The organism is Bacillus sp. MN7755, assembly GCF_054771475.1.
Genome location: NZ_BTRL01000007.1, coordinates 182,732 through 197,613 on the forward strand (window position 1 = coordinate 182,732; position 14,882 = coordinate 197,613).

The window sequence follows — 14,882 nt, forward strand, 5'->3', positions numbered from 1 at the left end:
GGCCATTGTAATTGCTTTGAAAATTAAGATGTGGCAAGAATTTTAAAATCTATTAATAAAAGCTCAATCTATCTTTAAATCGTGGTGTATTAAAGATTAAAATAAAAGAGTAAGATAAGAGTTTTATACAAGGGAGGTATGATAGTGATAGACTTGGATATTAAAGATGTCACCGTACAGATGGAATTAAACGGAGTCTTTTGGAATGAGGACGGGACTGCTGAAATGATGGTGACTACAAAAGCGGAGCATTCTTTTATTCTTCGTCTAGTAGTTGATTTAGAAAGTAAAACGATTCGTACGATGAATGCCGAGATAGTAGGTGGATTTTGCCCTCTGTGCAAACAGAAAAGGAATGAATGTAGTGAACTTAATGACCTACAAAACAAAATGGAAATTTTAGAAGAAGCCTACGATTGGGTGAGAGAGCATCCGGAATATCGTTTTCAACTATCTTTTTATGAGTACAATAAATTTGAGGTAATAAAGTAAAAGTTTCATTTTAAGAATATACATAGTGACTAAAAGGAAGCGTACCAAAAACTTTAGAAGGACTTGGTCAACTAGAAATATTGAAGCAAAGATCTCTAATGGAAATACGCTTGATTCTGCAACAAATGTGATCTTGGATTAAAAATTATTTTTAAACATAAGCATATTTTGTTATAAAGTAGAAAAACCGATTCTTAGTAGAATCGGTTTTTAATATAATTGTCAATTCTGTCCCAAATAAAAGAGCGCTTATTAAAAGCGCTCAGTAAAAAAGTTATATGGAAAGATTTATTCAATCCCGTTCGGATCATAAGAATACTGCTGCTTATTCTCAATCCGCTCCATTACGTCTTGCAATTCATCCGGCTTCAGAAACTCAATCGGAGAGAATCCTTTTTCAAACGTAAGTGTATCAGCCTCAATCATTAATACATATCGGTCATTTACCTTTGCGATATGTATTTGATCCCCGAAATCAGCAAGCAGGGCCTTCACAGAGATATGATCTGCTTTTAGCTTTAATTCTACTTCAGGAGCATGCTCGACGATTTGAGCGGTAGCTTCCATTACTTCTTCGGTTGAAAATTGTTCCATAATTTCGCGTTTCGGACTGGCAGCCCATACTTCCATCGCTTGGTCGAATTGTTCGCGTTCTTCCGTACCTTCTTCAAATACATCTTCAATTTGGTCATATACCATGTCCATTACTTGTGTTTTCATAATTTCAGGCATAGAGCGCTCGTACTCGACGAATTTTAAGAAGTCTTCAAAGTAACGGGCGTGTGATGCTTGGTGAATTTTTAGCTCGCCCACTTCGACCATACCTTCTTCAGGCATGTACGGATATTGGATAGATTTCATGTTTTTTGTTGTGATAGCCATTTCAACGTTACGAATCAGTGTGGATTCATCGGAAATAGAAGCGACTTTCGGCTCGAAGTCACATTTCATAACGAAAACGAATGGGTCATCAAAGTATTTGCGTAGTTTTGCTTGCGCAATTAAAAATACACCACCGCGTACAGCACTTGTGTCAAGATATGTATAAACTAGAGGTTCGCTCATATCTTTGAAGTTTTCCTTTGTTTCCGCAAAGCGAATGCGATTAAATAGGTTGTAATGAGGGTTTGAATCAAGTTCGTGCCCTTCTTCTACAATAAAGCGACCGATCTTTGTCGGAGCTTGTTCTGTTTTCGCATGACGTTCTACTTTTCGCTTTGAAATTTTTAATAATTCTCCATTCAAAAATTCTTTTAAGGAGCTATCTTCATACTCTTCAGCGTCTAATGTTTGAAAATGTTTGTAGCGCTTATCAACAGCTTCACCTTTTCCTTCTACTTGTACAACATAAAAGGAAAGATAATTTATTTCAAAATCCATATTTATCACCTTGTTTCATTTCATTAACTCTTATCAGTATAGAGATGGAAAAAACTTTCGTCAATTTATATAAGGAAGGGGGAGCCCCTTCCTTCATATATTTTTTATTTTCGAAATTAAAATCCGTCTTCTAATGCTGAAAATGGAATGTTTAGTCTGTTTTCTATTGTACGTAAACGTTGGTTTAAGCGGTTTAATCTACGTGTATGACGCTCAACTGTGTTTTCTAATTGACGTACTCTTTGCTCAAGCTCATTTACTCGTCTTTCTAGTTGGCGGTTTCCAGTACCAGGAAAAGAGATTGGAAGTTGGAATTGTCGATTTTGATCATATGGATTAACTTGTTCTGCTGGATCTATATATTGTTGGTATTGTGCTTGTAAATCATATTGAGGCTGATAACCATTTTGGTTATATGGATCGTATGGATTGTAGGGGTACATAAAAACATCCTCCATTTCTTTAAAATAGGTTAAATTCACCATAATGTATGTGCAAAAGCGGAGCGGTGGCACGGCAAATACCTATTTATGTTCAAGAGAAGTTTCTTTATAAATAAGAATATGGAGTTTTTACATTTGTATTTCTTTTGTTTTATGGTATATACTGGATAAAAGAATGGGGTTACATAAAGGTTACAATTCTATCAAACTCAAACTTTTATGTAAATATGTATAGACATTTGGAAAAGAAAAGAGTAATTTATATAGAGTAAAAAATAACTTGTAACAATTTATAAATATATTGTAAAATGATTGTAACAAAACATACATAAAAATGAAATAATACATAAAAGTAATGTTGGGAAAAAGGGGAGAGTATATTGTTCCGTAAAGTAAAGGGTATATTAGTTGGGGTGTTATGTGTAGCTGTAGTGAGTGGTTGTGGTACAAAAGTAAGTGATGTTGCATTAGTAAGTGATATTGGTGGCCACACGGTAGAGGCTAAAGCAGAAGTACAGGATTCTATTAGTTTAGTTGATAGTCGAACTGGTACGGAAGTGAAAAAGCTAGATTTATCGAGTCTAGGTTATTTTGAAGACGAAGCAAAATTTAAAAAATCGGTAACGAAGGTTGCTAGCGAGGTTGGGAAAAGCGTCGATAAAAAGATGGTTCCTTCGCGTTTAGCATCTGATGGAAGTTGGCAAGAAGGAAAACCTTCTTATGAATTAATGGAAAAAGAATTGGTAGATAAATTATTAAACGTTGGTATGTGGGATTCTTCATATCAGTTACCTATTGTTGAGAAAAAACCTACCGCAACATTAAGTGACGCGCAAGGAAGCGGTACGGTAATTGGTAGATATGAAACGAATTTAGGAGGCTCAGCAGGTGGCCGTATTGAGAATATCCGTTTGTCGGCAGCGAGCATAAATGGAGTTGTATTAGCAAAAGGAGATCGTTTCTCTTTCAATGCATTAATTGGTGATACAACGCCAGATAAAGGATATCAATTAGGAAAAGAAATTGTAGATGGTAAATTAGTAGATGGATACGGCGGTGGTGTTTGTCAAACATCATCAACTTTATACAATGCAGCAGATCAAGCTGGTTTGAAAATGGTAGAGAGAACGACACATTCTAAAACAGTAGGCTATGTTCCACAAGGAAGAGATGCTACAATTGCGTATCCATACTTAGATTTAGTGTTTGAAAACACAAATGATGCACCTGTGAAACTTTACATGGGTATTCAAGGTGGAAAGTTAGTTGCTGAAGTACATAAAATGAGATAAGAGTTATAAAGTCACCTTTTCTGAAAGTTAGAAGAGGTGACTTTTTTGTTATGAAAATTAAAAAGTGGATAAATTCTGACTTTTCTTATTTACATAGGATGATTTTAGTTGTATCCTTCATAGTAACGGTTATATGTAATGGAAAAATATTGGGATAAGGAGATGGAGTTATTCATGGTAAAAATTCATCCGAAAACACGTATTGGTCATGTGGAATTTAAAGTGAAAGATTTAGAACGTCAAATTGCCTTTTACGAGAATGTTGTAGGCTTAGAAGTAATTAAGCAAGAGGAGAATAAAGCATATTTATCTGGAAAAGGTGGAAAGAACGTGTTACTTGTTCTTGAAAAGTTAGAGGACGGGGTACTGCAAGAGCCGCGTACGACTGGTATATATCATATAGCCTTTTTAGTTCCGACTCGTGAGGCGTTTGCTTCGGCATTATTTGGGGTGATTCGCAATAAGAATGTAATTGATAGTCCGGTTGAGCAAGAGGGGCGTTATACATATTCAAATGAAATTTTACCAATTTCAAGGTTTAATAGTGCAAGTGATCATACGTATAGCGAAGCGTTTTATTTACAAGACTTAGAGGGAAATGGTATTGAAATTTATGCGGATCGTCCGCGTGATCAATGGGGAGAAGGGCCAGGAGGAAGTACACCACTTAATTTAAAAGAACTAGCAACACTCGTTGATTATGAGGTTGATGGATTACCTGCTAACACTGTTGTCGGGCACGTACATTTACGAATAGCTGATGTAGAGAAATCACATGAATTTTATGTCGAAACAATAGGTTTTGAAGTACAACAGCGTGAAGAGGATTGCTTATTTATTTCAGCAGGGGGATATCATCACCATATTGGTGCAAATACGTGGAACGGAGTAAACAATCCACATCCACCAGTACATGCAACTGGACTAAAGGTATATGCGATTGTACTACCGCATAAAGAAGCGTTAGATGAAGTGAAAGAAAGATTAATAGAAAAACAACATGAAATAAATGAAACTACAAATGGGTTTGTGGTGGTAGATCCAAGTGGTATTACAGTGCAGTTTGAAATAGAAACAGCATAAAAGAAGTCGGAAGGTGTATAATCACTTTCCGACTTCTTTTTGATACGTAATCCAAGTAGCACAAGGGTTAAAAGGAAAGGATTTTAATATTTCCATTGCATATATACTCGTTGAATCAAATTCACCTTGAATAAAAGAATAGCCGTGTTTATTTGCATACATAGCTTGTTTGAAAAAGAGCAGTTTCAGTAAGGGTAAATCTTCTATAGTGTGAGTTCCGCACCATCCTAGTTCTAAAGCAGTATCCCTTTCCGATGTATGGAGGAAAGAGTATGCCATAATTTGATGCGCTTCATCTATAATGAGAAAGCTCCCATCTAGTAGTACATCATCAGCCAAAATCATCTCTTGCCAAGTTTCGAGAGAGAGAGTGAGGCAACCGGATTTGCTAAGTGAGTATACTCGTAATTCGTTTTTACTAAGTGAGCTAGTTTTTCAAAGAAGTTATTATTGGACAAGATGGTGGATAAGGTTTGTACATGATAATTTGAATGAAGCGTTGTCCCGATAGGTATGATTTTTTGTACGTTTAATATCGGCATATATGTTCTTCGGATTTCCATAAAATTATTTTGCTCATAATAATCTTTTAAATGAGCTGACGTTTCCCATATAGAGGTTTGTAATGGTAGTATGAAGTTTTCTCGTTTTGGAATCTCGTTTAATAAAAATTGTTCAATGTGTAGCCCTGAATAGAAAGGATTCGTATATATTCGAAAGTATGTGCAGTATGGATGGAAGTTACTGTCCCAGGTAAAAAAGATGCCTACTACATCTTTTTTATAGTAGGCAACATACGCGCATTTTGTTTTATTATCTCGTAATAAGTGAAATAGATACGATTCTTCATTATATAAATCAATAAGATGTTTTACTTGAAGCTCATTACTTCTACTATACTTCTCTATAACAAGATTATTTTCATTGGAGGACTTCTTCATAGCTCAATCCAAAATCTTCTTACTACATTTCCATCTTCCTCAGTGAAATCATCATCACGAAGCCCGCCGTTATGTAAAATTGTTTTTTCTGAAGCAGTATTTACTTCATCGCAAACGACAAGTGCTCTCGTGATGTTTAATTCCTTAGTTTTTTCTAGGGATAATTCTAATAACTTCGTAGCATAACCTTTTCTTCTTTCAGAAGGGCGAATGCCATAACCAATATGACCGCCAGCGTTAAATAAATGTTCGGTTAAACTATGGCGTATATTAACAGCCCCCACAATTCTATTATTATCTGTAACGAGCCAATATGTAGAGTCTGGTACCCAAGATTCAGGAAGGTTTACTCCGTTATGTGCATCGAGTAATTCTTGAATCAAAGCGGGGAAGTTAGAAGGGTCTTTTGAAATAACCCACGGGATCATTGTTTCACCGCTATCTTTCCATTCGTTATAGAAATCTAAGTATTCTTCTTTTAAATCAGTAGTAGGTGTAAGTAATGAGACGGTCATTGTTAGTAAGCTCCTTTATTTATGTAGTTTTTATAAATAATTATGATACAAAATGAAAGCGTTTTCTTAACTTTCTCAACCTAATTTCATGTAATCCACCCTTGTTTTTTAGAAAATTAGTGGAGGCTTAAAATTAGAAGTTATTTATTTTATGTTAATATTTAAAATATTAACATAAAACGGTCGGAGTATTAAGTGTATTTTAGTGGTATTCCTTCATATCGATAAATAGATGTTTGTGATAATTTTTGTTTTATCTATCTATAATGAATGAAAGGAGGAAGTGCCCGTGAGTGTAGATTTTGATTTTATTATACGAATCGGTGTTGCTGGCTTGTTAGGAGCAATGATTGGTATTGAAAGAGAAATTCGATCGAAAGAAGCTGGATTAAAGACTCATTTCCTCGTAGCGGTAGGAAGTGCGTTAATAATGGTTGTTTCGAAATATGCCTTTTCAGATATTGTGTTTGAAGAGCATATGTCTCTAGACCCAAGCCGTATTGCAGCACAAGTCGTTAGTGGAGTTGGTTTTTTAGGTGCAGGTACAATTATTATTCAAAAGCAGGCGGTGAAAGGATTAACGACCGCGGCTGGTTTATGGGCTACTGCAGGAATAGGATTAGCAATTGGAGCGGGAATGTATGTAGTAGGCATTGGAGCGACGATTCTCGTTTTAATTGGTTTAGAAATTGTAAGTCGTATTTTTAAGGTGCAATTTTTATTTCCACAAAATATAACGGTGCAAATGTGTATAAATAAACATGAAGCAGTACAACAAATATTAGAAACACTACAAGTGAAAGGCATTCCAATACTTTCATATGAAGTGGAAGCTTCACAGCAAGGTATAGAAACTGTTTATAAGGTAGGGATGCAACTGAAAAATATATCGTCAGAAGAAAAGAATGAGTTTATTCAGCATATGCAAATATTACCGGAAGTTACATTCATAAAGTTAAAATCATAGTGTTAAAAACGAGGATAGATGTAGCTGGAATTTCGCTATGATCTATCTTTTTTGATATAAAACGCACGTAAAGTCAAGTGTTAATTTTGCACGACATGGATACATATGTGAACGTTACCTTATTTTTTTCTCAATACAGTATAAAAAGTAAAAATAGTAAAATAATGGTGCAGGACACTAAAAAATGTAAGGTAGGGGAGAGCATGAAAGGTTATTCAAAAAAAGTGTTATTAGGGGTAAGTTTTGCTAGTTTAATGTTAGGAAGTTTTCAAGGGAGTACATTGGCAGAAAGTACAAAGGGAGAGCAAGTTTCTTATCGAAATGTGCTCAAAATGGAGCCAGTTGGCGTACAACCACCAGTGCAAGAATTAGCTCATTCATCAAAAGTGCTGGAAAATAAGTCTTTTGAGAAAAGGCTACAACTTGCTGATTTATCACAAAGACCGCCTGAAGTGAAAAAGGAAAGTAAGCAATTAGCTGCAGCGAAAACTTATACAATTGCTGAATTAAATCAATTGAGCAATCAGCAGTTAGTGGATTTACTTGTAACAATCGATTGGGAGCAAATTACTGGGCTATTTCAGTTTAACAAGGATAGTCTTGCATTCTATCAAAATGATAGTAGGATGCAGGCAATTATTGATAAATTGAAGCAGCAAGGACAAGCCTATACGAAAGATGATTCAAAAGGGATTGAGACTTTAGTAGAGGTGTTACGATCTGGTTTTTATTTAGGGTTTTATAATACAGAATTAAGTAAACTAAATGAGCGGAGCTATCACGATAAATGCTTACCTGCATTGAAAATGATCACAAGCAATCCGAATTTTAAACTCGGTACATTAGAACAAAATAGAGTTATATCATCATACGGGAAATTAATAGGAAATGCTTCGAGTGATGTGGAAACGATAACATCAGCTTCAAAGATTTTTAAACAATATAATGATAATTTTTCTACATTAGTAGATAATTTATCAGCTGGAAATGCGATTTACGATATTATGCAAGGCGTCGATTACGACATTCAATCGTATTTGTACGATACGAGAAAAGCGCCAAAAGATACAGTATGGTATCAGAAAATAGATAGCTATATTAATGAGCTAAGTCGTTTTGCATTAATGGGAACGATTACAGAGAAAAACGGATGGCTTATTAATAATGGGATTTATTATACAGGTAGACTTGGTACGTTCCACACTATAGGAACGAAAGGGTTACAAGTAGTAACAGACGCAATGAAAATATATCCGTACTTAGGAGAGCAATATTTCGTAGCGGCTGAGCAAATTACGACGAATTATGGCGGAAAAGATGCAAATGGTAACGTTATTAATTTAGATCAAATACGAGAAGATGGGAAGAAAAAGTATTTGCCGAAAACGTATACGTTTGATGATGGGGCAATTGTTTTAAAAGCTGGAGATAAAGTGACAGAAGAAAAAGTAAAACGTCTTTATTGGGCGGCAAAAGAAGTAAAGGCGCAATTCCATCGTACGGTTGAAAGTGACCAGCCATTAGAAAAAGGAAATCCTGATGATGTATTAACGATGGTTATTTATAATAGTCCAGCTGAATATCAATTTAATCGTCAATTGTACGGATATGAAACGAATAACGGTGGTCTTTATATAGAAGGAACAGGCACGTTCTTTACTTATGAACGTACACCAGAAGAAAGTATTTATAGTTTAGAAGAATTGTTCCGACATGAGTTCACGCATTATTTACAAGGCAGATATGAAGTGCCAGGACTTTGGGGCCAAGGTAAGATTTATGAGAATGAGAGATTATCTTGGTTTGAAGAAGGAAATGCTGAGTTTTTTGCAGGTGCAACGAGAACGGATAATGTTGTACCGAGAAAGAGCATTATTGGCGGATTATCTTCAAATCCAGCGGAACGTTATACGGCAGAGCGAACGTTAAATGCAAAGTATGGAACGTGGGATTTCTATAATTATTCCTTCGCTTTACAATCGTACATGTACAATAAGAGATATGATATGTTTGACAAAATTCATGATCTTATTAGAAAAAATGATGTAACAGCATATGATGCATACCGCTCTGCTTTAAGTAAAGATGCGAATTTAAATAAAGAGTATCAAGACTATATGCAAATGTTAGTCGATAACCGTGAGAAATATAATGTTCCATTAGTATCAGATGATTATTTAGCAACTCACGCACCGAAACCAGTTTCAGATATTGCGGCAGAAATTACAGCAGAAGTAAAATTAAGTAATGTATCGGTTAAGAAAAATAAATCACAGTTCTTTAATACATTTACATTGCAAGGGACGTACACAGGTACTACTGCAAAAGGGGAATATGAAGACTGGAAAACAATTACACAAAACGTGAATGATACGTTAAAACGTTTAAGTGCAAAAGAATGGACAGGCTATAAAACAGTAACAGCTTATTTCGTAAATTACCGTGTGAATGCATCAGAACAATTTGAATATGACGTTGTATTCCATGGGATTAATACAGAAGAAGGCGCTGTGAATAAAGCGCCAGTTGCGGTTATAAATGATCCCTATAGTGGAAATATAAATGAGGCAATTTCGTTTAAAAGCGATGGATCAAAAGATGAAGATGGGAAAATTGTTGCTTATAAATGGGAGTTTGGTGATGGTACTGTAAGTGATGAACAAAATCCGACTCACGTGTATACAAAAGAAGGAACATATACAGCGAAATTAACAGTAACAGATGATAAAGGGTTAACGAATACTGTTACAACGAATGTAACCGTTCAAAAGAAAGAGGATAATAGTGTAGAAAAAGAATCAAATAATTCATTCCAAACAGCAAATAAACTGCAATTAAATCAAGTTTTACGTGCTAGTTTAGGAAATGGTGATACGAGTGATTTTTTTGAAATAAATGTGGAAACGGCGAAAAACCTGCAAATTAATGTAACGAAGGAAAATAATATAGGAGTAAACTGGGTTCTTTATTCAGAAGCAGATTTAAATAATTATGTTACGTATGCACAGCAAGAGGGGAATAAGTTAGTAGGAAGTTACTACACGTATCCAGGAAAATATTATTTACATGTGTATCAGTATGGCGGGGGAACAGGGAATTATACGGTAGAGGTAAAATAGTAAAAGGGAAATTGTCTTTCAATGAATGGAAATCAATTTAAGCTTATATTTAGTAATGCAGGTAACGATATCAGTTACAAAAATAAATACTGGAGTATCGTTATGCATATCAAAAAAGCTTATACTTTAAATGAAAAAATAACTGTAGGGAATGTATCCAATGATATTAAGAAATCAAGTATTAAGAGCTGATCTTGAAGTTAAGCAGATCTAATCAGTAAATGAGATACAGTCTATGAATCATTATTTCATAGAGATGTGAGCAAAGTAATAAAATTTAAGTATGTTTGATTTAATTAAAGGACTAGAGTTTATCCGTAAAAACAGATAAACTTTGGTCCTTATTACTTTTAATTCATTCAAGAAATCAAGATGACTAATGAGTCAAGTAGCAGCATTTTTTAAATTTATTTAATAAGTTAAGTAGTAAAATTTTATCATTTAAATAATTCCGTCATATTAGCAGGGGATACTAATAGAAAAGCGTGTCCCTTTACCTAATTCACTCTCTATCTCTATATCTCCGTTTAATTCTTTAATAATGCTATAAGCAATCATAGTACCAAGTCCAGTCCCTTTTTCTGTTGTTGAATAGAATGGCAAAGCAATTCGTTTTATTTGTTGAGAGGACATTCCAATCCCTGAATCAATAATATCGATTATAATATTACCTTTTATTTTCTGTATATTTATTTGTAATACTCCACCATTTGTCATGGCCTCAATTCCATTTTGTATGATGTTGTTTAGACAGATTCTGAATTTTTCGGGGTCGCCATTTATATAAAAGGAATCTGTACTATTTTGTTTTATTTCAACTTTATATGATAGAGCGAGTGGTGAAATAGTGTCTTTCACTTGATTTAAAATATGATTAATATCTATTTTCTCTTTTAGGGTGTTCTGTGGTTTTGTTAAAGATAAATAGTTATTAATAGTAGATTGTATTTGCTGCATTTCAATTAACATGATTTCTAAGTACTGATCCTGAGGTAGCTTAGAGGCATGTTTTTCATTTAACAATTGAGTGAATCCATGTACTGTGGTTAGTGGATTGTGGATTTCATGTGCAATGGACGCGGCTAGTTCGCTAGCTATATAAAATTTTTCAGCCCGTTGCAGCTTTTCTTTCATTTTATATTTCTCAATCATTCCCTCTATTAAATAAACTGATAATAATACTGTGAAAATATTAATGATTATATAATTTAATAAAAATTCTATGAGAGTAGAGTCTATTTTACCGCCTGTATTTATTTGAGTTACAAAACCGCAGATAGAAAGTGAAGTTGTACATACTAAAATAAGAAGTAAGCTTAATAATAGCTTTTTTTCTTTAACATACATAGGTAATACGTAACGAAAGAACATTGTTATAACAGAAATAATAGTAAAGATAATAAATGATGGAAGAACGCCATTTCCGCCTAAGTAAAATCGATAAGAAAGATATAAAATTCCTATAAAAACAATGTTTTTTGTATTTCCGTATAGAAAAACTAATATGATAGGAATAAAACGTAAATCGTAAATAAATCCAGCATGTAAATGAAAAGGAAAAGTCATGCAAAAAATAATAGCAACGGAGGAAAGGATAGAAATCAATATATTATTACATGTTATTTTTTCTTTAAATTCTAGCCAAAATACGTGGTAGCTAAGGATACAAATTATTATTATAAAGGTATTTAATAAAAGAGTAGATATTCCCATAGTTTTGCATCTCCGATAGTTTGTATATTGGATTATGTATGAGTTAAACTTAGATGTTTAGTATCAGTAAACTTTCTATCTAAAAAAGGAAGGGCACTTGAAAAAGTACTATTATATTACACGTATTAGAATTGATAAGGAAGTTAGAAAAACTAATAGATAAAAAAATCTACTTAGATATTTATACATATGAAACTAGAAATTGATTTTTGTATAGGTGAAATTTGAATTGAGTTACTGATAAAATAATGATTTTTTAAGTGTGAATATTCTGTGAAGGTAATATATGTGGTGACTTTTGTTTTATAGCCTTCGTTATATTAACATGGAATATATCAAATTACAAAGTGAAAATTTCAAAATTTTTTATTAGTATATTTTATCTGAAATGGGAACGCTATTTATTTGAGTGTCTTGGTACTTAATTGTATGAATTCTTGTGAGAAAAAGACTTTGAAATTTACATGTTCTTTTTTATGAAGCATAATATTGTAGCCTTATCTATGTCAGTTTCTCACTAACTATTAAGGTGTAAAGTTAAAATATATAGGTTTAAAGATATGAATTATTACATAAAAACGTACTTGAAAAAGAATGTATGATGGTAATAGACTACAAACATCGAGGGGGAACTTAAAATGAAGTTAAATAAACTAGTGCTCAGTTGTGGAGTAATTTCAGCATTAACACTTGGTGTGTTAGGAAATAATACTTATGCTGAAGAAGTAAACAAAATGAATGATACAATTCATTTTGTTGAACATATTCCTACAGACATATTATTAACTCAAACAATGGATTATAGTGGAGAGGCTATAACTTCTTTTGTATATAGTGGGAGTGAAAATTTAAGATTCTTTATGAAAAATAATGGTCAAAATACAATGGGATATAGTGTGAAAGGTCCAAATATGGAGCTAATTGTTGGTGGTTATATAAAACCTGGAGAACAACAAATTAATGTTACAAATGTACGGAATGCTTTATCTCCATTACCAATTGGAACGTATAGTATTTACGTTTCAAATGATGATGGTTCTAAGGGACAATTCCAAGTTGCAGTAAAATCTATGAATTAAATTTAAAACGCCTTGTTTATAAGTTAATTTAGTCTTTACTTACCGGAAAGAAACTATATTGAATCCAGAATTACACATAAAAATAAAAATGAGCACCTTATGTAATTACGAGAGGGTGCTCGTTTTTTGCTATAAAACAGAAGAGAATGGTTTTCAACTATTTATAAATACATGTTGATATTTTCATTGCTAATTTACTAGTTTGTGTAAAAAAGAGGATGTCGGTTGTGATAAATCTTAAAATAAAGGTAACTTATCATTCAGTTAAGTTATATGGAAAATTAGAAAAACCACTTATATAAGTGGTTTTTCTAGTTTTAGGCTATACATTTAAAATTAGGCTAAGTTAAAGTAATGAGCATCTTATTTGTTTAGATTATTTTGGTTCTGGATAATGATTGTAGTACGAAATTCTAATAAATTCTTGGTATACATTTGTTAATTTAGCATCTCTAAGAGCATCATTGAATTTTTGCATTCGAACACTACCTTGAGCGTAGCCTCCACCAGGAACATAAGGGTTTCTAGCTTCAAAGTCATCCATAAAGGCTTTTAATGTTTTATAGTCCTGAGATTGATAAAAAGCAGCCGCTTCTTCAGGAGTGACATCAAAGTAAGAAGAGGATGTTGAGTTATAAGAAGCTGCTTGAGCAGTAGGTGTTTCTAGCATAGTTGTAGCCCCACCAAACATAGTAAGCGCCATAGAAGATACAATGATTTTTTTAAACATAATAAAACCTCCACGTGGAATATTTGGATTAATAGTAATCCTGTAATCATTATAGTTACAATGAAAATGTTTATCAAATGCAATGTTGCATAATTTATTATTTGAACGAGAAGTCTCCTTTATCTCTACATGGAGAAGTTTAGTAGGGGATTAATAGATTAAAAGGGGTTTATATATCATTGAGGTTAAAACGAAAATAAAATAAAAAGGATATTTTAATTGAGGAAAGTTAAAAGGATCTGTTATTAAAGACAGTGATCTTTTAAAAAGGAATGACAGTTACCAGCTAGAGATACCATTATAGGGGATTTAGCTACGTTTATTGGTGTTGAGAAATACATAATATATGCTGTATAAGATAAAATGAAGAAACGTTTCTTTTGGATTTTACAATATGTGTAAGGGGGAATCGGGATTTTAATTCGTACTTAAACAAGGGAGAAAAGTATTATTTTTTATGTAACAAAGAATGTTAAGTTTCATTCAAAGTCATATAATAAACTATAAAATAATCCTTTTAAAACAAAATATAGTTTGGTTAAAAATTAGAGGGCATCAATTCATTGGAACAGTAAAAACTGTTTATAGGATTGATGTTTTTTTTGTTTAAGAACGAGAATATATTTTCTCAACAGGACAAATGGTAAATATCTATAAGTACTATTTATAAGGATAATTGAAAAATAGAAATTAATAATAAAGGGGAATGCGAAATGACAACATTAATATCTAATAGAGATCTAGCTAAAATCCGAGAGGAAGATGTAGAAGTATTAAAGGTAATGGCACATCCCGTTCGATTAAAAATTGTAAATGAATTAATGCACCATCAACTGTGTAATGTTACACAGTTGATAGAAATATTAAGACTCCCGCAATCCACTGTTTCACAGCATCTATCAAAATTAAGGGGAACCGTGCTCCGTGCAGAAAGACGAGGATTAGAGATGCATTATTATATTGATAATGCTAAGGCTCGCCAGATTGTAGGAATTCTAGGTTTGTAGCTTCATAATTCGTAAAAAGTTTCCTAATAGAATTAGTGGTTTGCAAAGTAAAAAGAGTACTTTTCAAAAGTGCTCTTTTTAAGGTGTGCATTAAGACTTGAAAGAGGCATCAATGATAATT

The 14,882-nt window shown here is 33.1% G+C and carries 12 protein-coding genes and 2 pseudogenes; 8 read left to right on the forward strand and 6 right to left on the reverse strand.

Going from position 1 to position 14,882, the window contains the following annotated elements:
* The first annotated feature begins 144 nt into the window (after positions 1–144).
* Entirely contained in the window at positions 145–492 is a 348-nt protein-coding gene (locus ACYVEC_RS06115; protein WP_063221222.1) for a hypothetical protein, read from the forward strand.
* A gap of 288 nt (positions 493–780) precedes the next feature.
* Here the strand turns inward: ACYVEC_RS06115 and ACYVEC_RS06120 are convergent, their stop codons facing one another.
* Both ACYVEC_RS06120 and ACYVEC_RS06125 read right to left on the reverse strand, forming a co-directional pair.
* Positions 781–1,872 (reverse strand): DUF3900 domain-containing protein, encoded by a 1,092-nt coding sequence (locus ACYVEC_RS06120; protein WP_063221221.1) that lies wholly within the window; start codon positions 1,870–1,872, stop codon positions 781–783.
* Between the two features lie 116 nt (positions 1,873–1,988).
* On the reverse strand, positions 1,989–2,357 hold the full coding sequence (locus ACYVEC_RS06125; protein WP_141439280.1) for a hypothetical protein: 369 nt from the start codon (positions 2,355–2,357) through the stop codon (positions 1,989–1,991).
* A 338-nt stretch (positions 2,358–2,695) separates the two neighbouring features.
* Between ACYVEC_RS06125 and ACYVEC_RS06130 the strand changes: the two genes are divergently transcribed.
* Positions 2,696–3,607, forward strand: coding sequence for a VanW family protein (locus ACYVEC_RS06130; RefSeq protein ID WP_063221220.1), 912 nt, complete (start codon positions 2,696–2,698; stop codon positions 3,605–3,607).
* A 174-nt stretch (positions 3,608–3,781) separates the two neighbouring features.
* The gene (locus tag ACYVEC_RS06135; RefSeq protein ID WP_063221219.1) at positions 3,782–4,690 is read left to right on the forward strand and encodes a VOC family protein; all 909 of its coding nucleotides are present in this window, start codon (positions 3,782–3,784) and stop codon (positions 4,688–4,690) included.
* Positions 4,691–4,711: 21 nt separating this feature from the next.
* Here ACYVEC_RS06135 and ACYVEC_RS06140 read toward each other — a convergent pair.
* Both ACYVEC_RS06140 and ACYVEC_RS06145 read right to left on the reverse strand, forming a co-directional pair.
* Positions 4,712–5,631 (reverse strand): annotated as a pseudogene (locus ACYVEC_RS06140) (GNAT family acetyltransferase).
* A complete protein-coding gene (locus ACYVEC_RS06145; RefSeq protein ID WP_063221218.1) occupies positions 5,628–6,146 on the reverse strand; it encodes a GNAT family N-acetyltransferase in 519 nt (172 codons plus the stop codon). Before ACYVEC_RS06145 ends, ACYVEC_RS06140 begins: the two are co-directional and overlap by 4 nt.
* Before the next feature lie 289 nt (positions 6,147–6,435).
* Here ACYVEC_RS06145 and ACYVEC_RS06150 point away from each other — a divergent pair, with 289 nt between their 5' ends.
* From ACYVEC_RS06150 to ACYVEC_RS06160, 3 genes and pseudogenes are all read left to right on the forward strand, one after another.
* Positions 6,436–7,113 carry an MgtC/SapB family protein gene (locus ACYVEC_RS06150; protein WP_063221217.1) on the forward strand — a complete coding sequence of 226 codons (678 nt, stop codon included), beginning with the start codon at positions 6,436–6,438 and terminating at the stop codon, positions 7,111–7,113.
* A 203-nt stretch (positions 7,114–7,316) separates the two neighbouring features.
* Positions 7,317–10,232, forward strand: coding sequence for a collagenase ColA (gene colA, locus ACYVEC_RS06155; protein ID WP_460505919.1), 2,916 nt, complete (start codon positions 7,317–7,319; stop codon positions 10,230–10,232).
* 2 nt (positions 10,233–10,234) lie between these two features.
* Positions 10,235–10,424 (forward strand): annotated as a pseudogene (locus ACYVEC_RS06160) (beta-channel forming cytolysin); the annotation flags it as partial.
* Between the two features lie 267 nt (positions 10,425–10,691).
* On the opposite strand, the gene ACYVEC_RS06165 reads toward ACYVEC_RS06160, so the two are convergent.
* On the reverse strand, positions 10,692–11,945 hold the full coding sequence (locus tag ACYVEC_RS06165; protein ID WP_063221215.1) for a sensor histidine kinase: 1,254 nt from the start codon (positions 11,943–11,945) through the stop codon (positions 10,692–10,694).
* Between the two features lie 638 nt (positions 11,946–12,583).
* On the opposite strand from ACYVEC_RS06165, the gene ACYVEC_RS06170 reads away from it, so the two are divergent.
* Positions 12,584–13,024: a hypothetical protein gene (locus ACYVEC_RS06170; protein WP_063221214.1), complete on the forward strand. Its 441-nt coding sequence runs from the start codon at positions 12,584–12,586 to the stop codon at positions 13,022–13,024.
* Positions 13,025–13,400: 376 nt separating this feature from the next.
* Here the strand turns inward: ACYVEC_RS06170 and ACYVEC_RS06175 are convergent, their stop codons facing one another.
* Positions 13,401–13,754 (reverse strand): hypothetical protein, encoded by a 354-nt coding sequence (locus ACYVEC_RS06175; RefSeq protein WP_063221213.1) that lies wholly within the window; start codon positions 13,752–13,754, stop codon positions 13,401–13,403.
* Between the two features lie 713 nt (positions 13,755–14,467).
* Between ACYVEC_RS06175 and ACYVEC_RS06180 the strand changes: the two genes are divergently transcribed.
* Entirely contained in the window at positions 14,468–14,761 is a 294-nt protein-coding gene (locus ACYVEC_RS06180) for an ArsR/SmtB family transcription factor (protein ID WP_063221212.1), read from the forward strand.
* Positions 14,762–14,882 lie beyond the last annotated feature (121 nt).